The following is a 20,734-nucleotide window of genomic DNA, read 5'->3' as shown; positions in this document are numbered from 1 at the left end:
CAGTAATGAAGAAACTGGTAGTTATCGGCAACGGTATGGCGGCGATCCGCCTGCTGGAAGAGGTCACTCGGTTGGCGCCGGATCTGTATCAGATCACCGTCGTCGGCGAGGAGCCCTTTGCCGGTTACAACCGGGTCATGCTGTCGCCCTTGCTGGGTGGTGGAACGGATGAAACCGCTATCACCACCCACCCGCACCAGTGGTACCGGGACCGGAATATTCGACTCATAACCGGTTCACCGGTGGTGGCTATCCGCCGCCACCGTCGTCAGGTGGTCACCGCCGCCGGCCACAAGCTGGACTACGACCGCCTGGTGCTGGCTACCGGGGCTGCGCCCCGCAAGTTACCCGTTGAGGGTGTCGAATTACAGGGCGTCATGAGCTTTCGCGATCTCTATGACGTCCGCAAGTTGTTGTCGCTCCCGGTTGCCCGTGTGGTGGTCGTGGGCGGCGGCTTTTTAGGGCTGGAGGCCGCCGACGCGCTGGTGAAGCAGGGACACGATGTGACCCTGGTGCACAGCCGCGGCCATCTGCTGAATCAGCAACTGGACGAAGCCGCCGGGCATCGTCTGCAGGCCGACCTGGAACAGCGTGGCGTGAAATTCGTCATGCAGGCGCGCACCGCGTCTCTTCAAGGAAACAATCAGGGAGCGGTGTCGGCAGTGATTTTAGCTGATGGCCAGCGCCTGCCAGCCGACTATGTGGTTCAGGCCGTGGGTATTGTCCCGCGGACTGAACTGGCCTTTCAGGCAGGCTTGAGCGTTAACCAAGGTGTGCGTGTGGATGACACCTTGCAAACGTTCGACCCTGCCATTTATGCCATTGGCGAATGCGTGGAGCACCGTAACCGCACCTTTGGTCTGGTGGCACCGCTGTATGAACAGGCAGCGGTCTGTGCCAGCCACCTGGCAGAACTGGGGCACCGTCGTTACCTGTTTGCCGACAGTGCTACCCGACTCAAAATTTCCGGTATCGACCTGGTGTCATTCGGCGATTTTGAAGGCGAAGGCGAGACCCTGCAGCTGGCGCTGCCGGGCAGTTATCGTCGCCTGCAGGTGGTGGAAAACCGGATCGTCGGCATGGTGTTGTATGGCGATGTCACCGATGCAGCCTTTTACGAAAACCTGTGGCGGGAACGCACCGACATTACCTCGTTGCGCCAGATCCTGTTGATGGGGGAGGCGTTCTGCAAGGCAGCAGGCAAGCGCGGTGACGGCGAGGAGGAAATTGCCGCATGAGTAGTATCTGTACCACCTGTCCTTACTGTGGTGTTGGTTGCGGTATCCGTACCGATGGCAGCAGCCTGCAGGGTGATGAGATTCATCCCGCCAATAGTGGCCGCCTGTGTGTGAAGGGCTCCTCCGTGCTGGAAACCCTGGGCGATCAGGATCGCCTGCTGCATCCTGAAATCGATGGCCTTCGTGCCAGCTGGGACCATGCCCTGAATGAAGTGGCCAGCCGTTTTCGCCGTATTGTCGATGAGCACGGTCCGGATGCGGTGGCCTTCTACGTATCCGGTCAGCTGCTCACGGAAGACTATTACGTCGCCAACAAGTTGATGAAGGGCTACATCGGTAGTGCCAATATCGATACCAATTCCCGCCTGTGCATGAGTAGCGCGGTGGTGGCGCACAAGCGTGCTTTTGGCGAAGACGTGGTGCCAGGCTGTTATGAAGATCTGGAAATTGCCGATCTGGTGATTCTCACCGGTTCCAACACTGCCTGGGCCCATCCCATCGTGTACCAGCGTATTGCGGCAGCCAAACAGGCGCGGCCGGAAATGAAAGTGGTGGTGATTGACCCCCGTCGCACTGCCACCTGTGACCTTGCCGACCTGCACATTGCAGTACGCCCGGGGCAAGATGTGCCGTTGTTCAATGGTCTGCTGACCTGGCTGGATGATCACAACGCTCTGGACAACGACTACATTGCCGAGCATACCAACGGCTTTGATGCTGCGCTGGCTACGGCGAGGCAACAGGGCAATGACTGGGATGCGCTGGCCACACATCTCGGCGTTTCCAAGGTTGACCTGACCACCTTCTATCACTGGTTTGCGGCCTGCGACAAAACCGTGACGGTCTTTTCCCAGGGGGTTAACCAGGCGCGTAATGGTTCCGATCAGGGTAATGCCATTATTAATGCTCACCTGGCCACCGGCCGGGTAGGCAAGCCGGGCGCCAGTCCGTTCTCCATCACCGGCCAGCCCAACGCCATGGGGGGCAGGGAAGTGGGCGGCCTTGCCAATCAGCTGGCGGTGCATCTGGATATTGATAATCCTGAACACCACGCAGCGGTAGCCGACTTCTGGCAGACCGAAAATCTGGCCAAAGAGAATGGTCTCACCGCTGTGGATTTGTTCAACGCGGTGGAAAGTGGTCAGGTGAAAGCGGTCTGGATCATGGCTACCAATCCGGTGGATTCCCTGCCAGAAGCGGACCGTGTGCGCCATGCCCTGATGGCCTGCGATACCGTGGTGGTGTCCGATTGTGTGGCCAGTGGCGATACCCTGGCCTGTGCCGATATCCGTCTGCCAGCGCTGGGGTGGGGGGAGAAATCCGGCATGGTCACCAACTCCGAGCGGTGTGTGTCGCGGCAGCGGCCTTTCGTGCAGGCACCGGGTGACGCAAAAGCCGACTGGTGGATCATCACTGAAGTCGCCCGTCGGATGGGTTATGAGAATGCATTTGGCTACCAACACGAACATGAAATCTTTGCCGAGTATTCGGCGCTCACCGCGCTGGCAGGCCGGTATGGCAAGCGGCTCGACCTGACTGCCGCTGCGGCACTGAGCGCCGACCAATATGAAAACTGGCAGCCACAGCAGTGGCCGTTGAATGGTGGCGCCCGCTGTTTTGGCGACGGCCAGTTTTCCACCCCGGATCATCGTGCCCGTTTCATCGTCTGCGAGAACCCGGTGGTACACAAGATCGGTGAAGCCTTTCCGATCATCCTTAACAGTGGCCGTATTCGCGACCAGTGGCACACCATGACCCGCACCGGTCGTGCGGGGCGCTTGTTTGCCCACCTGAGCGAACCCTTTACGGCACTGCACCCCAAGGACATCGAGCGTTATCGACTGAGCGAAGGCGGCTTTGTGCGTCTCACCAGCAAGGTCGGTGATGCACTGGTGCGGGTGAAGAGCGATGCCGGGCAACGTCCTGGCACTGCCTTCATGCCCATGCACTGGACTGATCAGTTTTCTCGCCGGGCCAGGGTGGATGCCCTGGTACCGGCACGTTTGGATCCGCATTCCGGCCAGCCGGCGTTCAAGCATACGCCGGTCAATGTCAGCGACTGGCAACCCCGCTGGCATGGCTGGTTGTTCACGGCGGCTACCCCGCCTGCCGTGGAGTACTGGGCCCGAGTTCCCGTCGATGCATTCTTGCAGGCGGGCCAGGTACAGCGCTATCGGCTGGCCGGCGATGCGGACCTAACCGAACAACAGCTCCATGAATGGATGCCGGAGGCGGCGCAATGGCTGGCCCTCAATGATCCTTCAACGGGCCATTTCCGCCGTGCAGCGCTGGATGCCGATGGCAAGCTGATCGCCTGGCTGGCGATTGGTGAGCAATTGCCGCTGTGTGATGTGGAATGGCTGGCAAGCTGCTTTGCCGATGAACAGGACGTGCAACCCCTGTCCATCCTGGCAGGGCAACCCGCAGACGCCGGCCCGGATCTGGGGCCGGTGATCTGTAGTTGTCATCAGGTAAGACAAAAGACCATCGAAGCCCACGTGGAAGAGGGGGCAGACTCGGTGGACGCCATAGGCCAATGCTGCAAGGCCGGCACCAACTGTGGCTCCTGTATTCCTGAGCTGAAAGATCTGCTCGCCACCAGCACAGTATAACCCTGTAACATCCCGCCCCGGCAGGCATCCAATCTGCAAATGTCTGCCGGGGTCTCCATGAAAAGTCTCAAGTCTCTGTTTATTTCCGCACAGATTTCCCTTGCGGTGATCACTGTGCTGGTTGCCGTCTGGCTGACGGTCAGTAGTAATCCTTATGGGGTCACGCTGCTGCTGCCTGCCGTGCCCTTGATTCTTTTTCTGGCGCGTCTTTTCCTGTTCCCTACAGCGCGTACCAGCGCTGACCTGCCGTGGGTATTCTGGCCAACCTTGCTGGGCACGGTCGTAGTGCTCGCTCTGTTCGCTGTGGGTAAAGCCTGCTGGCTGATGAGTACATTGGCGGTGCTGAACCTGGTGGGTGTGCATTTGTATATCCGCTGGTACAGCCGTTACCAACAACGCTCCATCGCTACTGAAGTGGGTAAACCGTTACCTGGTGTCAGCTTTACCGATCTCGAAGGAAAACATGTCACCCCGCAAGCATTCGCCGGTAATCCCGTGATACTGATGTTCTATCGCGGCAACTGGTGTCCGCTGTGCATGGCACAGATTCGGGAAATCGCTGGGCAGTATCAGTTCCTGCAGGAAAAAGGGGTGCGGGTGGCGCTGGTGAGCCCGCAGTCCCATGCCCAGTCTGCGGCATTGGCCAAACAGTTTTCCGTGGAGTTCGATTTCCTTCGCGATGACAACAACCGGGCGGCAAAGATGTTGGGCATTCTCGACAGTGGTGGTACCCCGGCCGGGTTGGAAGTATTGGGATACGACAGCGATACCTCGATGCCAACGGTACTGATTCTGGATGGGGAGGGGCGGTTGATCTATCAGCACTTGACAGACAATTACCGGGTCCGCCCGGAGCCCTCGTTGTTTATTGAGGTGCTCATAGAGCATGGTTTGATATGAGGAATGAGTTGAAACTTTAAAGTTGAAAGGCGCGGGAAGGGTTGGTTCCATCCGTAAAGATCCAACTCCGCGCCGCTATCCGCTTACGAGATCGGGTAATCCCGACCACACCTGGAAGTGCGTAGGGCAGCTTGTCATGGCATCACTTCGCGCTTTTTAAATCTAGACTCCCTCCTGAACGCTGCTTCTCGAAACTCGTAGCCAATAGCTCGAAGCTCCCAGCTGTCATTCCTTCCCCTTCAACGACAACTTCGGCAATTCTGTCCCGCACTGCTTGCAGAATCTCGCATCCGGGTCGTGAGAATGTCGGTGGCAGCCAGTGCACTCGCGCTCGTACTGCATGCTGGTGCGGGCGGCTGATATTTCCGCAGTCACAATACCGGTGGGTACCGCGATGATGGCATAGCCAGTGATCATCGCCAGGGAGGCAATCAACTGACCCAGCGGCGTATTCGGGGAGATGTCACCATAGCCGACGGTGGTAATGGTGACGATGGCCCAGTAAATGCTTCGTGGGATACTGGTGAAACCGTTCTTTGGTCCTTCCACCACATACATGATGCTGCCAAAAATCACGATCACCACAAACACTGAGAACATGAAGATGGCGATTTTGCGACGGGTACGCACCAGCGCCAGGCCCAGCTGGTTGGCTTCGCCCATAAACTTCACCAGCTTCATTACCCGGAAAACCCGCAATACCCGCAGCGCACGGATGGTAAGCAGGTAGTTGGAGCCGGCGACCACCAGACTCAGGTAGGTGGGAATGATAGAGAGCAGGTCCACGATACCGTAGAAGCTGCGGGCATAGCGCAGGGGCCGTTCACTGACCCACAGTCGTACTCCGTATTCCAGAGTAAACAGCAGGGTGAAAAACCATTCTGCTGCATACAGCCAGGTGCCATAGTCCTTGTGCAGGCTGGCGACGCTGTCCAGCATCACGGCCACCACACTCCCCAGGATCGCCACAATCAGGATCACATCGAACAGTTGGCCAGACGGTGTGTCGGTGCCGAAGATAATATGTCGCCAGCGCAGTCGCAGACTTTCCATAGCCGGTCTCTGATCTCGTTTCATCAACAAAGCTGTGCGTATTGTGGCTTGTTAGCGGCAGGATGACCACTTAGTCTGAAGAGCAGGCCAGTGAGCGTAGTGTGCAATGAAGAAAAACAACAACACCCGTTTCGAAGGTAACAGCTGGCAGGGCAAGCTCGTGACCAGCACCCTGCGTACCTTTGTGAAGCCGGTGGTAAACCGGCTTCGTTTCAGTCGTCGTTTCATGAAATTCTCCCAGCTGGGATTCGATACCGTGACCTTGGCGCTACCGGTGCATTCCGATGTGCACATCTCTCCTGCGCTGGTTGGCGGAGTACCCGGTGAATGGCTGATCGCTGGCAGGGGCGTGCGTTCCAATCGTGTGGTGCTGTATTTCCATGGCGGCGCCTATTTTTTCGGTTCACCCCGTTCCCATCGGGCAGTGACCTGGCGCATGAGTCAGTATTGCAGGGCCAAGGTGCTGGCGCTGGATTACCGCCAGCCACCGGATTGGGCCTACCCGGCACCCATCGATGATGCCGTGAAGGCCTACAAGGCATTGCTGGCGCTGGGCTACGATCCGGCTCACATCGTTTTTGCCGGGGATTCTGCCGGTGGCAATTTGTCTTTGGTCACCATGTTACGTCTGCGTGAGCTGGGTTTGCCTCAACCCTCCTGTGCAGTGTTGATCAGCCCCTGGGCTGATCTCACCTGCAGTGGGGAGAGTGTAATCAGCAACGGCGACCGCGACCCCATGATTCCCATGGACGCCTTGCGTTTTGTTTCCGGTTCCTACAGCCGCGAGCATGATCCGGCATCCCCTCTGATATCACCGGTTTATGCTGATTACACGGGTTTGCCCCCCATACTGCTTCAGGTGGGTAGCACGGAAGTGCTGCTCAGCGATGCGGAGCGTGTGGCGGAACAGGCAAGAATGGCTGAAGTTCCCTGCGAGCTTCAAATCTGGGAAAACATGCCCCATGTGTTTCATGCATTGGCGTCGTTTGTCCCCGAGGCGGGCAGGGCGTTGCAGGAAATTGGCGCCTTTGTTCATGATCACCTCAGCCAGCGTGATGATGAAGGGCATGTCCGTGCCCATGCCCAGGTCGTGCGCGGCCGGCAGTGAATCCTGCCCGTCGATACGCGGAAAACCTGTAATAGTCATGACAGCTGCAGGTACGGAAACGGCTCAAATCCAGGTGTTAACTGATATTCCCGACATGCACGCTTTTGGTTCATAGCGGGAAGCCTGTGGAGCCCCCGTATCCGCAAGCGCTGCCCGACTGTCACTGTGGGAGCTTGCTTGCAAGCGAAGGGGTTTAGGTCGATTGCGGGAAAAGCTTCGCTTGCAAGCAAGTTATTCGCTTCGCTCACCCTTCGGGCCGTACTCCGTGCGTTATTTCGCTACGCTACGTTCCCACATCAAGATCAAAAATCGCCTTCAGCCAACCCTGGCCTGGCCCCTTTCCCGAAATTTCGCGATGAACCTTTTATTTGCAGTGTGTAGTTTTGAGCGCTTGGAAGACACCAAGTGGTTACGAAGACTACGCTTGGTTACACACCGTCAACTGCCATGCTCTACAGTAGATTGCACATCGGCCGCATAGTCCACCATGCACGCTTCCCCATATAGGCGAATAACCGACAGTAGGGGGAAGAAATAACGACAAAGCATGATGGAGGGGTTCATCTTGGCCAATCAAATCAAACTCATGGTCGGCACCAGCGCCCTGGCGGCACTGCTGACAGCCTGTGGAGGTGGGGGAAGTAGCTCCACTCAGGCTCTGGAGCCAAGTGCCAGCGCGCGCGCGCTGCCACCTGAGATCGCAGCAATCATCGATCAGGAAAACCCGCTTACCGAGGCACTGTGTCCGCTGACCAGCGCAGCCCCGGATGAGCTGGGTAATATCAATTCAGAAGCCTGTATGGACGAGGCTGAAGAGGATGCCGAGGAAGATACCGGCTACGAGCTTTCTCTGAATCCTGTGGTGCAGCAATTCTGTCCGCAAGCGGCGGAAGTCTTCGATGCCACGCTGACCTTCAACGGTGAGCTGCTGGATCAGGATTTCATCTACGACACCGACAGTTCGTTTGATGGCAGTGCGACCTTCCCGGCGGCTTGTCTGCAGGAAGCCGCAGGTAACTTTGGTGAATTCGGTGACATGATTGGTGGCGCCAACCCGCTGACCGACGCGATCTGTCCGGAAGAATCCGCAGACGGTGAAGTGGATCCGGCCAACTGTTTCGCTGAAGCCGCGCAGAGTGGTGGCTTGCCGGGCGGTGATGGTGGTGGTCTGCCGGGTGCTGACCAGATCACCGAGCAGCTGTGCCCGGAAACCGGTGCCGGTGAATTCAATGAAGAAACACCGGTCAACTGCCTGAACGAAGCCAGCCGCAATTATGTGGCGATCTACGACATGCTCACTGAGTCCAATCAGCTGACGCAGCAGATCTGTCCGGAAGATGCGGCGGATGGCCGAATCGATCCTCCGGCCTGCTTTGCTGAAGCACTGATGGGCCAGGGTGGCTTCCCCGGTGACGGCGGTGGCGATGGCGGTGATGGTGGTGACGGTGGTGCCGGTGGCGATGCCAGCAACCCCTTTGCCCCCCTGCTGGAACAATTCTGCCCGGAAACTGCCGATGCCCCGTTGGGCCCGACCTCCGGCTTTGATTGCCTGGCCGAGGCCGGTGGCAATTTCCAGGATGTGCAGGACCTGATTACCGGTCCGAACCCGCTGACGGAAGCCGTGTGTCCTGAAGCAGCACAGAACAGCCCCATCGATCCTGCTGCCTGTTTCATGGAAGCGGCAGAAGCCTTCCCGGGTGGTGAACTGCCTGGCGGCGATATGGAGAACCCGTTTGCCCCGGCTCTGGAGGCATTCTGCCCCGAGACTGCAGCCGGTGAAGTAGGTCCGACTACGCCCATCGACTGCCTGACCGAAGCCGGTGGCAACTTCCAGGACGTGCAGGACCTGCTGCTGGGCAGCAACCCACTGACCGAGGCCCTGTGCCCGGTGGCGTCTGAAGAGAGCCCGGTGGATCCGGCGGCCTGTTTCGAAGAAGCCGCAGCAGGCTTTGGTGATGGCGGTCTGCCCGGCGGTGAAGGTAACCCGTTCGCCCCGGTCATGGAGCAGTTCTGTCCGGATGCGGCCATGGCGGACCTGGGCCCGACCACCCCGATTGACTGTCTGACTGAGGCCGGTGCTGCCTTTGGTGATGTGGAAGAGCTGATCGGTGGCGCCAACCCGCTGACCGAAGCCCTGTGCCCGGAAGCGTCCCAGAACACGCCGATCGATCCGGCGGCCTGCTTCATGGAAGCGACCGCGGGCGGTGGCGATATGGAAAACCCGTTTGCCCCGGCTCTGGAGCAGTTCTGCCCGGAAACCGCTGCGGGTGACGTGGGCCCGACTACTCCCATCGACTGTCTGACCGAAGCCGGCGGCAACTTCCAGGACGTGCAGGACCTGCTGCTGGGTAGCAACCCGCTGACCAAGGCCCTGTGCCCGGTGGCGTCTGAAGAGAGCCCGGTGGATCCGGCGGCCTGTTTCGAAGAAGCCGCAGCAGGCTTTGGTGATGGCGGTCTGCCCGGCGGTGAAGGTAACCCGTTCGCCCCGGTCATGGAGCAGTTCTGTCCGGATGCGGCCATGGCGGACCTGGGCCCGACCACCCCGATTGACTGTCTGACTGAGGCCGGTGCTGCCTTTGGTGATGTGGAAGAGCTGATCGGTGGCGCCAACCCACTGACCGAAGCCCTGTGCCCGGAAGCGTCCCAGAACACGCCGATCGATCCGGCGGCCTGCTTCATGGAAGCGACCGCGGGCGGTGGCGATATGGAAAACCCGTTTGCCCCGGCTCTGGAGCAGTTCTGCCCGGAAACCGCTGCGGGTGACGTGGGCCCGACTACTCCCATCGACTGTCTGACCGAAGCCGGCGGCAACTTCCAGGACGTGCAGGACCTGCTGCTGGGTAGCAACCCGCTGACCGAGGCCCTGTGCCCGGTGGCGTCTGAAGAGAGCCCGGTGGATCCGGCGGCCTGTTTCGAAGAAGCCGCAGCGGACTTTGGTGACGGCGGTTTGCCCGGCGGTGAAGGTAACCCGTTCGCCCCGGTCATGGAGCAGTTCTGTCCGGAAGCGGCCATGGCGGACCTGGGCCCGACTACCCCGATTGACTGTCTGACTGAGGCCGGTGCTGCCTTTGGTGACGTACAGGATCTGATTTCCGGTTCCAACCCGCTTACCGAGCAGCTTTGCCCGGTAGAATCTGCAGATGGTTCTGTGGATCCGGCGGCCTGTTTCCAGGAAGCCATCGCCATGGGCGGTGAGCTGCCGGGTGGCGGCAACCCGTTCGCGCCGGTACTGGAGCAATTCTGTCCGGAGGCAGCGGCCGGTGAGCTGGGTCCGACCACCCCGATTGATTGTCTGACTGAGGCGGGCTCAGCGTTTGGTGATGTACAGGATCTGATTTCCGGTTCCAATCCGCTCACCGAGCAGCTTTGCCCGGTAGAATCTGCAGATGGTTCTGTGGATCCGGCGGCTTGCTTCCAGGAAGCCATCGCCATGGGCGGTGAGCTGCCGGGCGGCGATAACCCGTTCGGACCGGCACTGGAGCAGTTCTGCCCCAACACGGCTGACGCCGAGATTGGTCCGACCACGCCGATAGATTGTCTGGCAGAAGCGGGCAGCACCTTCGGCAACATCGAAGATATCCTGGGTGGCAGCAACCCGCTGACCGAAGCCCTGTGCCCCATGGCGTCAGCAGAGGGTACCGTGGACCCGGCCGCTTGCTTCGAAGACGCGGTAGCCGGTGGCGGCATGGGGGGCGACAACCCCTTTGCTCCGGCGCTGGAACAGTTCTGTCCGGAAACCGCAGCGTTGCCGCTGGGCCCGACCACCCCTGCTGACTGCCTGGCGGAAGCCGGTGCCGGTTTGGCCGCGCTGGAAGAGCTGCTCGGTCCGCTGACAGAACCCAACCCGCTCACCGACCAGGTGTGTCCCGAGACCTCTGCCTCCGGCATGGTGGATCCGACGGTCTGCTTTATTGAAACGCTGGATCGCATCGAGCTGCTCAATACGGAAGCCATTGGTCTCCTGCCGGGCTGTCCGCTGCTCAGCGCGTTCAATGAGGAAGGCAATCTTTCCCTGACCCTGGGCCTGGGCTGTCTGCTCAACCAGGAAGAGGGCGAGGCGCCGTCACTGGAAGACAACCCGTTGACTGATTTGTTTGACTCCCTGTTTGGTGCCTTCATGTAAGCACCTCAGGATAAACCAACCCTAAAAAGCCCGGCCAAGTGCCGGGCTTTTTGGGTTTCATCGCGGAATTGCGGGACTGCTATACACAAAGCCTGTCCCGTAGGAACGTCGCTGGCGGCGCGATAATCTATGTCTCTAAAGGCATGCTTACCACAGTGAGGCGTTCTGTGCTCTCTGTGGTGAAAACGCTTTTGATCCTGGTCTTGAATCGCGCCGCCAGCGACGCTCCTACGGGAAGGCCTTGGTAATCGCAACTTCCCGATGATCCGTGATGAACCTTTTTGGCTTATAGCGGGTTAGCGGGGAAGCCCGTTGAGCCCCCGTATCCGCAAGCGCTGCCCGACTGTCACTGTGGGAGCTTGCTTGCAAGCGAAGGGGTTTAGGTCGATTGCGGGAAAAGCTTCGCTTGCAAGCAAGTTATTCGCTTCGCTCACCCTTCGGGCCGCACTCCGTGCGTTACTTCGCTACGCTACGTTCCCACATCAAGATCGAAATCGGCTTCAGCCAACCCTGGCCAGCCCCCTTTCCCGAAATTCCGCGATGAACCCCACAAAAAAGCCCGGTAACAGACCGGGCTTTTGAAGGGTGTGCTGCGGTTCAACCGTTACGCTTGGGCAGCACGTCGCGCAGCTTGTCGGCCATGTCGCGGATGGCGTTCTCGGTGGTGTCCCAGGCAATACAGCCATCGGTGATGGACACACCGTATTCCAGATCGTCCAGGTTGGCCGGGATCTTCTGGTTACCGAACTTGAGGTGGGATTCCACCATCAGACCGACAATGGACTGGTTGCCTTCCAGAATCTGGTTGGCAATGTTTTCCATCACCAGGGGCTGCAGGCCCGGGTCCTTGTTGGAGTTGGCGTGGGAACAATCCACCATGATGTTGGTGGACACACCGGCTTTCTCCAGGGCCTTTTCGGCAAGGGCCACGGAAACGGAATCGTAGTTCGGTTTGCCACCGCCGCCACGCAGTACCACGTGGCCATACTGGTTGCCCTTGGTGGTGGTCAGAGCCACCCGGCCTTCCGGGTCGATACCCAGGAAGCGGTGCGGGGACTTCACGCTGAGCATGGCGTTAACAGCCACATCCAGGCTGCCGTCGGTGCCGTTCTTGAAGCCCACCGGGCTGGACAGACCGGAAGACATTTCCCGGTGAGTCTGGCTTTCGGTGGTACGGGCGCCAATGGCGTTCCAGGCAATCAGGTCCTGCACGTACTGAGGGGTGGTGGGATCCAGTGCCTCGGTGGCAGCGGGCAGCCCCAGTTCAGCCACGTCCAGCAGCAGTTTGCGGGCAATGTGCAGGCCGTCCTGTACTTTGAAGGAATCGTTCATGTAGGGGTCGTTGATCAGCCCCTTCCAACCGGTGGTGGTACGCGGCTTCTCGAAATAGACACGCAGCACCAGGTAGATGGTGTCCTTCACTTCCTCGGCCAGGGCTTTCAGCTTCTGGGCGTATTCCATGGCAGCTTTGGTGTCATGGATAGAGCAGGGGCCAATCACCACGAACAGACGGTGGTCCTTGCGGTCGAGGATGTTGCGGATGGTCTCGCGCCCTTCGATCACGGTCTGGCGCGCATTCTGGGAAAGCGGCAGCTCTTCCTTCAGCGCGTTGGGAGTGATCAGCAGTTCCTGCGAGGCGATATTGAGATCGTCTACCTGTTTATCGGTCATGTTGTTCCTGACTAGCTGTCGTTGCCGGAGCCCCCGGCCCGCTCTGTGACGGGCTGCAATAGCGGGCACTCCTTATATATAGAGGTTCAGGAGTCTAGCGGAAACGGGCCGCCAGAGAAATACGGGCGGGGCTGTTGATAGGATAGGTAGGGGTTATGAGGAGCAAGTTGCCAGCTTCAAGCCTCAAGCTACAAGCTACAAGGCGCGGGGTGCTCGGTAAGTGTTTCGAGCGTCGTGCCCGCGCTCAGGCGTGGGTAGCTGCCGTAACGCTCCTTTTTTCCTGATTTTTCAACGCGGAACTGCTTGCTATCCGGTTAATCCCAAGCCCGGCCTCGCGTTGTAGCTTGAGGCTTGCAGCTTGCCGCTACAAAAGCCCGATCAACTCCTCCACATACCCGGGTACCAGCTCCGTGGCCAGACCATGGCGGTGTTCGGCGAAGGCGGTGAGGCGCTGGGAGGGCTCCAGATTGAGCTCGATGGTGTGGGCGCCGTGGCGATTGGCTTCTTCCACGAAGCCCGCTGCCGGGTAGACGTTGCCGCTGGTGCCGATGCTGATGAAGCGGTCGCACTGGGCCAGCGCCCGGTAGAGGGTTTCCATCTGCAGGGGCATCTCGCCAAACCACACCACATGGGGCCGCAGGCAGCCTTGCTTGCCGCACAGGGGGCAGGGCAGTGCCGGGGTCAGGTCGTGGTCGATGTCCACCAGACCGCCACTGGTCTGGCAGCGGCCTTTGAGGAGCTCGCCATGCATATGAATCAGGTTGCTGCTGCCGGCTCGTTCGTGCAGATTGTCGATATTCTGTGTGACCACCAGCACATGCCCACGGGGGTAGGCCGCCTCCAGTTTTGCCAGCGCCCGATGAGCCGCGTTGGGCTTGATGGCCGGCGTCAGCAGCTGGGCGCGCCGCTGGTTGTAAAAGTTTTGTACCCGCAGGGGGTTGCGGAGGAAGGCCTCCGGCGTGGCCACATCCTCCACGCGGTGGTTTTCCCACAGCCCGTCGGCTGCTCTGAAGGTCTTGATCCCGGATTCCGCCGAGATTCCCGCGCCGGTAAGTATTACAATGTTTTCAGCCATTTACTTGTTCTCGAGTCCGTCTTCATGGATACCATTATTGATCGCCAGGAAAATCTGACACTCAACGGCCGTGGCACTGTCACCCTGCTGCATTTTCATCAGGGCATGGTGTTGCTGGTAGGGGAGGATGCGGTGGGGCTCTACCGTGATCGCATCGCCATTGACGACCCCCTGGCTAATGGTGTCATTGGCTACGAAACCATTCCACCCTCCCTGCAGCCGCAATGGGGGAGTGAGTGTGGCTATGTCCGAGAGCACCAGTCCGGATACGTGGGGTTGAACGCAGGCGGGGTGCTGTTTATCCGCCCCGATGGCATTGCCCTCTATCCCACCGGCCCGGATGCACTACAGAATCGGGACATGAGCTGGTTGATCCCGTTTCCCCCCTTGAGCAGTTAGTAAAGGTGTTGCGGATTTAGCGTCTGACGTCCGACCTCAGACTTCCGACAAAAATTTTTATTTGCCTGTCACGTGATGCGTGCAGCGTAAAACGGAGTTTTTTATGGCCGAAGAAACCACTCGCCTTCGTCTTCGTACCCTCACTGAGGACGATTACCCCGCACTGGCCAAACTCATGGATCAGGTATATCACGATATTGGTGGCGCCTGGCCGGAAGACACCATCCGTACCCTGATCCGGATTTTCCCGGAAGGGCAGTTGGTGATCGAAGATAATGGCGAGCTGGTGGCCACCGCGCTCACCATCAAGGTGAAGTACGACCGTTTCTCCAACCCGCACCGCTATGAAGACCTGATCACCGATGACAAGGTCCGCTCCCACGACAAGAAGGGGGATGCGCTCTACGGGCTGGATGTGTTCGTGGACAAGGAATATCGCGGCTACCGGCTGGGGCGTCGGCTTTATGAGGCCCGCAAGGAACTGTGCCGGGAAGAAAACCTGCGCGCCATCCTTGCTGGCGGCCGATTGCCGGGCTACACCAATTACGCGGATCAGATGCAGGTCACCGAGTACATCGAACAGGTGGAAGCTCGCGCCATCTACGATCCGATCCTGTCGTTCCAGTTGTCCAACGGTTTTGATGTCAAACGTCTGATGAAGGCCTATCTGCCGGAAGACGAAGATTCCCACGGCTACGCCACCTTGCTGGAGTGGGACAACATCCTCTATGAACCGGAAGACGAAGAAGCGGAATGGCCCCGCCGTACCGTTGTCCGGGTCGGGGTGGTGCAGCGTCGCATGAGGGAAGCGCGGGATGTGCAAGATCTGCTCAATCAGGTGGAATTCTTCATTGATGCGCTGTCTGACTACCGGGCCGACTTTGCCGTGCTGCCAGAATTCTTCAGCGCACCACTCATGGGGCTGCGTCCGGAACTCAATTCCGTGGAAGCGGTGCGTTTCCTGGCCAGCTTTACCGAGCAGGTCCGTGATGCCCTGGCCGACATGGCGGTGAGCTACAACATCAATATCGTCGGAGGCTCCATGCCGGTGATTGAAGACGACAAAGTCTATAACGTGGCCTACCTGATGCGTCGCGATGGTTCCGTGGAGTCCCAATACAAGATTCACATTACCCCCCATGAACGCCGGGACTGGGTGATTCAGGGCGGCAACAAGGTGCAGGTATTCGAAACCGATGCCGGCCGTGTCGGTATCCTGATCTGCTACGACGTGGAATTCCCGGAACTGGGCCGTCTTCTTGCAGAGGAGAAGATGGACATTCTCTTCGTCCCTTTCTGGACCGATACCAAGAATGGTTACCTGCGAGTGCGACATTGTGCCCAGGCGCGCGCCATCGAAAACGAATGCTACGTGGCAATCTCTGGTTCGGTGGGTAACCTGCCGCGGGTGGATGCAGTGGACATCCAGTACGCCCAATCCTCCGTGTTTTCCCCCAGTGATTTCTATTTCCCCCACGACGCCATCATCAGCGAATCGGTGCCCAATACCGAGATGCTGATGTTTGCGGATGTGGATCTTGAGAAATTGAAACTGTTGCATCGGGAAGGCTCGGTCACCAATCTGCGTGATCGCAGAGAAGATCTATACCGCCTGGACTGGAAGAAAAACTAGCGGTGCTTGTGTAAGCAACAGGGAGAAAGCATGAAATCGAATCTTATCCGCAATGGTTTTATTGCCGCCGCGCTAATGAATATCAGTGGTGTGTTGTTGTTCTCACGGGCCTTTACCAATGAGGCTATCAATCAGGCTGACCCTGTGGTGATGTCCAATTTTGGTCTGCTGATGATCATGGTGTGGGGATTGGCTTATCTGGGAGCGGCTTTTGTCAACGGCAACGTTCGCTGGCTGGCAGCGGTATTTGCGATTGAGAAACTGATTTATGTGGTGGTTTGGCTGCTGTGGTTGTCACGCCATGACCTGGCGTCCGTGTACGAGATGGATCTGTTTGCCGGTATTTTCTACAGTATCTACGGTTTGAACGACCTGGCCTTCATGCTGTTCTTCGCCTGGGCTTTCATGACAGCTAGCCACGCGGCAAAGCATGAATCCGGTTGATACAGGCAAACATTACGACACCCTTACCCATCTCTGGGATAACGCTAAATTCAATCGGCAGAACGGCATCGAGCAGCACCGCCGGGCGATTCAGTTTGTCGGCCAAAAGGGCAAGGCTCTGGATGTAGGGTGTGGGTGTACCGGGCGCCTCATTGATCTGTTCAGTGAAGAGGGCTTCCTCCCGGAAGGCCTGGATATTTCTGAAAAGATGTTGCTCCTGGCCAGGAAAAAACATCCACATGTGACCTTTCACCATGCAGACATTTGCCAATGGGTGCAGCCTTGTGAATTTTCACTGATTTCAGCCTGGGACAGCATCTGGCATGTTCCTCTTTCCGAGCAGAGAAGCGTGATTACACGGCTGGTTGAAAGTCTTGTTGGCGGCGGTGTGCTGATATTCTCCTTCGGCGGTACCGAGGGGCCAGGGGAGCATCACGATGATTTCATGAGCCCTGAGATGTATTACTCGTCATTGGGTACCCAAGGGTTCGTGCGGCTGACAGGAGAATTGGGATGTGAGCTCAGACACCTGGAATTTGATCAGTATCCCGAGCTGCATGCCTATATGATTGTCCAGAAGTTGTAGCATTCATTATCACAGGCCGCTCAAACTGTGAGCTTGCCGTATGTGACGCGAGGGCTTCACCATGCCAATCATTCTCTACGTTCTTTTCGCCATTTCCTTCCTGCCGTTTGTCATGGCCTGGACAGCGATTTACTTCCGCATCAATCAGTTTGGTACGTTCGATAATCACCATCCCCGTCAGCAACAGGCGGCGTTGACCGGCACGGGGGGGCGGGTGCAGGCGGCCCAGGCCAATGCCTGGGAGGCATTGCTGCTTTTTACCATGGTGTGCTTTATCGCTTACGCCTCAGGGCTGGATCTGAACCGGCTGGATGGGGTGGCGTTGCTGTATCTGGCGACCCGGGTGCTGCATCCTGTTTTGTATATTGCCAATCTGGCCTGGCTTCGCTCTGGGGTCTTTGTGGTGGGGATGGGGTGTTGCCTGTACATCGTCTATCTGGCAGCCAGTCAGTAGAGCGGGCGAGGGGCTCCCGGGTTGCGAGAGCCGCTAGTCTGTTACTGGGTCTGCTGATAGGCGTCCTGATTACGGGCATTCTGGCCCTGGTTCAGGCTGTTGATCTTGGCCTCGAACTCATTCATTTCTTCAGTGTTACGCGGTACCTGGTCAGGCACATTGGCCGGGGCATCCACGCTTTCTACCGCTTCGGTGGTGTCGGTGCTCAGGCCGGTTGGTGAGCTTTGCAATTGGGTCATCACCAGCCAGCCCACGGCCAGCAGGGCGATCAGTATGCCGATATATCGCATCTTGTTGTTTTCCTCTGGGTTAAGCGATGCGGACACGATGTCAGCAAGACGAATTCTGGTCAATGACCGCCGGTGGTGCGGTCTACGGTAAGTGATCTGTGCACGCTGCGCCCTGGAAACCGGGGCTCAGGGGACCGCAATTTGACCTGAATCAATAAAAGATGACATCGACCAGTGTAACTGTTGATGGTGTCATTGTTGCCGCTCTAGGATCGGGGCATTCCGATTCTTTGAAGGGGCATGATAATGACAATTCAGGTAGATCCCGTCCGCCGAAACCTCAAATTCGGCTTACCCAAAGACCAGGCGCTCAGCTGGAATCCGGCTGGACTGCATGTCACCCAGTTCTTCAACACCCTGTCCATCTTCTTCCCGGCGGGGGAGCGGTTTTTTATCCAGAGTGTGCGTCATTACCGCAAGGAGATCGTGGGGGACGAACTGAAGGAACAGATCTCTGCGTTCATCGGCCAGGAAGGCTTTCATACCCGCGAGCACGAGGAGTACAACGAGGCGCTGGTGGCTGCAGGGATGCCGGTGGAAGCCATGGACAAGCTGGTCGTTAAGCTGCTGGAGCTGGTCAAGAAAACCCCACGTTCCTTTCAGCTGGCCGCTACCGTTGCGCTGGAGCACCTCACTGCAGTACTGGGGGATGTGCTACTGCGTAACGATACCCTGCTGGAGCAGGTGGAGCCGCATTACTCCGCGGTGTGGCGCTGGCATGCCATCGAAGAAACCGAGCACAAGGCGGTGTGCTTCGATGCCTACGAGCAGGTGATGGGAAAAGGCGTGCAGGCCTATGGGCTGCGCGTGGCGGCCTTCCTGATTGCCAACCTGCTGTTCTGGAGTCTGTATGTACCGTTCTACACGGTGATGGTGACGAAGGGCGGGGGGCTGCTAAAGCTGAAAGGCTGGGGCAAGGTGCTGAACCTGACTCTGGGGCGCCCCGGGGTTCTGCGTCGGGCCTTGCCGGACTGGCTGGATTTCTTCCGCCCGGGCTTTCACCCCTGGATGCATGACAACCGTCATTTTCTTGCACAGGCCGATGACCTGATGGATGAAGTTGCCAACTTTGACGTGAACCAGGCCAAAGCCGCCTGAGCAGGGAGCGAATCATGAACAGTAAAGTCAAGATCAGTGCGAAAACCCTGAACAAGGAAGTGGCCATTGTCGGTGCCGGTTTTGGTGGCCTGTGCATGGCCATCAAGTTGCTGGAAGCCGGCAATGAGGATTTTGTCATTCTGGAGAAGGCCAGCGAGGTGGGCGGGGCCTGGTACTTCAATGGTTATCCCGGGGCGGCCTGTGATGTGCAATCGCACCTGTATTCTTTCTCCTTTGCGGGCAAGGCGAACTGGAGCAAGCGTTATGCTCCCCGGGACGAAATCGAGAACTATATCCTCGATACGGTAGAGAAGTATGACCTGCGCCGTTTTATCCGTTTTCAGGAGGAAGTGAACGAAGCGCACTTTAATGATGGCAGTGGCCAGTGGACGGTACGAACTGCAGCCGGTTCCACCATCCGCTGTCGTCATTTTGTGCTGGCTTCGGGTCCGTTGCACGTGCCCAACAAGCCGAAGATCAAAGGGCTGACGCGCTTCAAGGGCAAGGTGATGCATTCCGCCGAGTGGGATCACGGCTATGACCTGGTGGGCAAAAAGGTGGTGTCCATCGGCACCGGTGGCAGTGCCATTCAGTATTGCCCGGAGATTGCGCCGAAGGTGAAGAAGCTGTCGGTGTTTCAGCGTTCTGCGGCCTGGGTGATTCCCCGGGACGAGCGTGGCTACCCAAAGTTGCAACAGCGTTTGTTCAAGCGCTTTCCCGCCCTGCGCAAACTGCATCGGACAAGGCTCTACTGGAGTAACGAGTCCCGTGTCGCGCCAGCCTCCAGCACTCGTGCAGCAAAACTGCTGGGCACGCTGTGCAAGCAGTTCATCCGCTTCCAGGTGAAAGACAAGAATCTGGTAGAAAAGCTGACCCCGGACTATGCCTTTGGCTGCAAGCGGGTGCTGATTTCCAACAAGTGGTACCCCATGTTCAACCGCGACAACGTGGAGCTGGTGACCGCCGGCATCAAGGAAGTGAAAGCTAACAGCGTGGTCACCGATGATGGTGTGGAGCACGAGGCGGACTGCATCATTCTCGGCACCGGCTTTGTGGTGGACCCACGTATCTACATGAAGGACTTCCCGTTGACCGGCCTGCCGGGTCGGGATCTGCACAAGGACTGGGCGGAGTCTTCCGAGGCTTATTACGGTATGACGGTTAGCGGCTATCCAAATCTGTACATGCTGGTGGGGCCCAATACCGGTCTGGGTCATAACTCCATTGTGTTCATGATCGAGTGCCAGGTGAACTACATCATGCAGTGTATGCAGCTGCTGAAAGCCGAAGGGGCAGACTATCTGAATGTGAAACCTGCCGCCCAGCAAGCCTTCAATGATGATGTACAACGCCGCCTGCAAGGCACCACCTGGACTTCCGGCTGCACCAGCTGGTACCAGCAGGAAGACGGCAAGAACTTTGCCCTCTGGCCCGGTTCCACCTGGCGTTACTGGTTGCGCACCCGACAGGTACGCAGTACCGATTACGAGTTTGTGCATGTGGAGGAAACCGAGAAACAAGCGGTTTCTGCCTGAGTGTGCTTGAGGCATCAAGCAGTAACTATCAGAGGGGCTTCGGCCCCTTTTTATTGCCGCTCTGCGGCTGCTTCACGCATCAGGCAACACGCAACATGCGAAAGGCAAGCGGGGAAGGGGAACATTGTGGGAGCGTGCTTGCACGCGAAGCGGTTTTGGTCGAGCCAGGGAAAGGCTTCGCTTGCCAGCAAATTATTCGCTTCGCTCACCCTTCGGGCCGCACTCCGTGCGTTACTCCGCTCCGCTACGTTGCCGCATCAGGATCGGAAATCGCCTTCGGCCAATCTTTATACCGCTAATACGTGATGAACCCTTATTCTCGATCTGAGGACGAGACACCTCGCCGTATGAGCCTGCCTGCAGGCGATGCAGCTTTGAATAAAAAGAGATCGCCTGCAGGCAGGCTCCTACGATGACTTTTTGGACGTTTGCAAAACCCATGGTTTGGGTTACATGGCAGGGTGGTGAGATTCGCTAGCATAAAACCTGCAACCGGGTCGCTTGTAGCATTCTGC

General features: G+C 58.2%; 16 protein-coding genes. 12 read left to right on the top strand and 4 right to left on the bottom strand.

The annotated features are described in order from the left end of the window. Positions 1-5: 5 nt before the first annotated feature. The 3 genes from HF945_RS09095 to HF945_RS09085 are packed head-to-tail and all read left to right on the top strand — an operon-like array spanning position 6 to position 4,750. Positions 6-1,238 carry an FAD-dependent oxidoreductase gene (locus HF945_RS09095; protein ID WP_290522297.1) on the top strand — a complete coding sequence of 411 codons (1,233 nt, stop codon included), beginning with the start codon at positions 6-8 and terminating at the stop codon, positions 1,236-1,238. Then, on the top strand, positions 1,235-3,850 hold the full coding sequence (locus HF945_RS09090; protein WP_290522296.1) for a nitrate reductase: 2,616 nt from the start codon (positions 1,235-1,237) through the stop codon (positions 3,848-3,850). The genes HF945_RS09095 and HF945_RS09090 overlap by 4 nt, the downstream gene beginning before the upstream one ends. A 57-nt stretch (positions 3,851-3,907) precedes the next feature. Continuing rightward, complete coding sequence (locus HF945_RS09085; protein WP_290522295.1) at positions 3,908-4,750, top strand: peroxiredoxin; 843 nt, start codon at positions 3,908-3,910, stop codon at positions 4,748-4,750. Positions 4,751-4,975: 225 nt separating this feature from the next. On the opposite strand, the gene HF945_RS09080 is transcribed toward HF945_RS09085, so the two are convergent. After that, positions 4,976-5,803, bottom strand: a complete 828-nt coding sequence (locus HF945_RS09080) for an ion transporter (protein WP_290522294.1) — start codon at positions 5,801-5,803, stop codon at positions 4,976-4,978. 106 nt (positions 5,804-5,909) lie between these two features. On the opposite strand from HF945_RS09080, the gene HF945_RS09075 reads away from it, so the two are divergent. Together HF945_RS09075 and HF945_RS09070 are read left to right on the top strand one after the other, a co-directional pair. Further along, positions 5,910-6,911 carry an alpha/beta hydrolase gene (locus tag HF945_RS09075; RefSeq protein ID WP_290522293.1) on the top strand — a complete coding sequence of 334 codons (1,002 nt, stop codon included), beginning with the start codon at positions 5,910-5,912 and terminating at the stop codon, positions 6,909-6,911. A gap of 565 nt (positions 6,912-7,476) precedes the next feature. Next, positions 7,477-11,034 carry a hypothetical protein gene (locus HF945_RS09070; RefSeq protein WP_290522292.1) on the top strand — a complete coding sequence of 1,186 codons (3,558 nt, stop codon included), beginning with the start codon at positions 7,477-7,479 and terminating at the stop codon, positions 11,032-11,034. A 597-nt stretch (positions 11,035-11,631) separates the two neighbouring features. On the opposite strand, the gene HF945_RS09065 is transcribed toward HF945_RS09070, so the two are convergent. Together HF945_RS09065 and cobB are read right to left on the bottom strand one after the other, a co-directional pair. Beyond that, the gene (locus tag HF945_RS09065) at positions 11,632-12,705 is read right to left on the bottom strand and encodes a 3-deoxy-7-phosphoheptulonate synthase (RefSeq protein ID WP_290522291.1); all 1,074 of its coding nucleotides are present in this window, start codon (positions 12,703-12,705) and stop codon (positions 11,632-11,634) included. A gap of 364 nt (positions 12,706-13,069) precedes the next feature. After that, positions 13,070-13,780, bottom strand: coding sequence for a Sir2 family NAD+-dependent deacetylase (gene cobB / locus HF945_RS09060; protein WP_290522290.1), 711 nt, complete (start codon positions 13,778-13,780; stop codon positions 13,070-13,072). Between the two features lie 24 nt (positions 13,781-13,804). On the opposite strand from cobB, the gene HF945_RS09055 reads away from it, so the two are divergent. The 5 genes from HF945_RS09055 to HF945_RS09035 all read left to right on the top strand — a co-directional run bounded on the left by HF945_RS09055 (position 13,805) and on the right by HF945_RS09035 (position 17,296). After that, positions 13,805-14,179 carry a hypothetical protein gene (locus HF945_RS09055; RefSeq protein ID WP_290522289.1) on the top strand — a complete coding sequence of 125 codons (375 nt, stop codon included), beginning with the start codon at positions 13,805-13,807 and terminating at the stop codon, positions 14,177-14,179. A 103-nt stretch (positions 14,180-14,282) separates the two neighbouring features. Beyond that, the gene (locus HF945_RS09050; RefSeq protein WP_290522288.1) at positions 14,283-15,812 is read left to right on the top strand and encodes a bifunctional GNAT family N-acetyltransferase/carbon-nitrogen hydrolase family protein; all 1,530 of its coding nucleotides are present in this window, start codon (positions 14,283-14,285) and stop codon (positions 15,810-15,812) included. Between the two features lie 30 nt (positions 15,813-15,842). Next, the gene (locus tag HF945_RS09045) at positions 15,843-16,256 is read left to right on the top strand and encodes a hypothetical protein (RefSeq protein WP_290522287.1); all 414 of its coding nucleotides are present in this window, start codon (positions 15,843-15,845) and stop codon (positions 16,254-16,256) included. Beyond that, positions 16,243-16,842: a class I SAM-dependent methyltransferase gene (locus HF945_RS09040; RefSeq protein WP_290522286.1), complete on the top strand. Its 600-nt coding sequence runs from the start codon at positions 16,243-16,245 to the stop codon at positions 16,840-16,842. Before HF945_RS09045 ends, HF945_RS09040 begins: the two co-directional genes overlap by 14 nt. A 61-nt stretch (positions 16,843-16,903) precedes the next feature. Next, positions 16,904-17,296 (top strand): MAPEG family protein, encoded by a 393-nt coding sequence (locus HF945_RS09035; RefSeq protein ID WP_290522285.1) that lies wholly within the window; start codon positions 16,904-16,906, stop codon positions 17,294-17,296. Positions 17,297-17,337: 41 nt separating this feature from the next. Here HF945_RS09035 and HF945_RS09030 read toward each other — a convergent pair whose 3' ends face one another. After that, a complete protein-coding gene (locus tag HF945_RS09030) occupies positions 17,338-17,586 on the bottom strand; it encodes a hypothetical protein (RefSeq protein WP_290522284.1) in 249 nt (82 codons plus the stop codon). A gap of 246 nt (positions 17,587-17,832) precedes the next feature. Between HF945_RS09030 and HF945_RS09025 the strand changes: the two genes are divergently transcribed. Continuing rightward, positions 17,833-18,684, top strand: coding sequence for a metal-dependent hydrolase (locus HF945_RS09025; protein ID WP_290522283.1), 852 nt, complete (start codon positions 17,833-17,835; stop codon positions 18,682-18,684). 14 nt (positions 18,685-18,698) lie between these two features. Beyond that, entirely contained in the window at positions 18,699-20,219 is a 1,521-nt protein-coding gene (locus HF945_RS09020; RefSeq protein WP_290522282.1) for an NAD(P)/FAD-dependent oxidoreductase, read from the top strand. The last annotated feature ends 515 nt before the right edge of the window (positions 20,220-20,734 follow it).

It is taken from the genome of Alcanivorax sp. (genome assembly GCF_017794965.1).
GTDB lineage: Bacteria > Pseudomonadota > Gammaproteobacteria > Pseudomonadales > Alcanivoracaceae > Alcanivorax.
Note: the sequence above shows the minus strand (reverse complement) of the source record. Positions and strands in the feature narration are given on the sequence as shown.

Excerpts from the sequence above, each read along its gene's own strand:
- HF945_RS09050 (WP_290522288.1), top strand. The coding sequence starts at position 14,283 with ATGGCCGAAGAAACCACTCGCCTTCGTCTTCGTACCCTCACTGAGGAC.
- HF945_RS09085 (WP_290522295.1), top strand. The coding sequence starts at position 3,908 with ATGAAAAGTCTCAAGTCTCTGTTTATTTCCGCACAGATTTCCCTTGCG.
- HF945_RS09095 (WP_290522297.1), top strand. The coding sequence starts at position 6 with ATGAAGAAACTGGTAGTTATCGGCAACGGTATGGCGGCGATCCGCCTG.
- HF945_RS09035 (WP_290522285.1), top strand. The coding sequence starts at position 16,904 with ATGCCAATCATTCTCTACGTTCTTTTCGCCATTTCCTTCCTGCCGTTT.
- HF945_RS09075 (WP_290522293.1), top strand. The coding sequence starts at position 5,910 with ATGAAGAAAAACAACAACACCCGTTTCGAAGGTAACAGCTGGCAGGGC.
- cobB (WP_290522290.1), bottom strand. The coding sequence starts at position 13,780 with ATGGCTGAAAACATTGTAATACTTACCGGCGCGGGAATCTCGGCGGAA.
- HF945_RS09080 (WP_290522294.1), bottom strand. The coding sequence starts at position 5,803 with ATGGAAAGTCTGCGACTGCGCTGGCGACATATTATCTTCGGCACCGAC.
- HF945_RS09045 (WP_290522287.1), top strand. The coding sequence starts at position 15,843 with ATGAAATCGAATCTTATCCGCAATGGTTTTATTGCCGCCGCGCTAATG.
- HF945_RS09030 (WP_290522284.1), bottom strand. The coding sequence starts at position 17,586 with ATGCGATATATCGGCATACTGATCGCCCTGCTGGCCGTGGGCTGGCTG.
- HF945_RS09020 (WP_290522282.1), top strand. The coding sequence starts at position 18,699 with ATGAACAGTAAAGTCAAGATCAGTGCGAAAACCCTGAACAAGGAAGTG.
- HF945_RS09055 (WP_290522289.1), top strand. The coding sequence starts at position 13,805 with ATGGATACCATTATTGATCGCCAGGAAAATCTGACACTCAACGGCCGT.
- HF945_RS09025 (WP_290522283.1), top strand. The coding sequence starts at position 17,833 with ATGACAATTCAGGTAGATCCCGTCCGCCGAAACCTCAAATTCGGCTTA.
- HF945_RS09040 (WP_290522286.1), top strand. The coding sequence starts at position 16,243 with ATGAATCCGGTTGATACAGGCAAACATTACGACACCCTTACCCATCTC.
- HF945_RS09090 (WP_290522296.1), top strand. The coding sequence starts at position 1,235 with ATGAGTAGTATCTGTACCACCTGTCCTTACTGTGGTGTTGGTTGCGGT.
- HF945_RS09065 (WP_290522291.1), bottom strand. The coding sequence starts at position 12,705 with ATGACCGATAAACAGGTAGACGATCTCAATATCGCCTCGCAGGAACTG.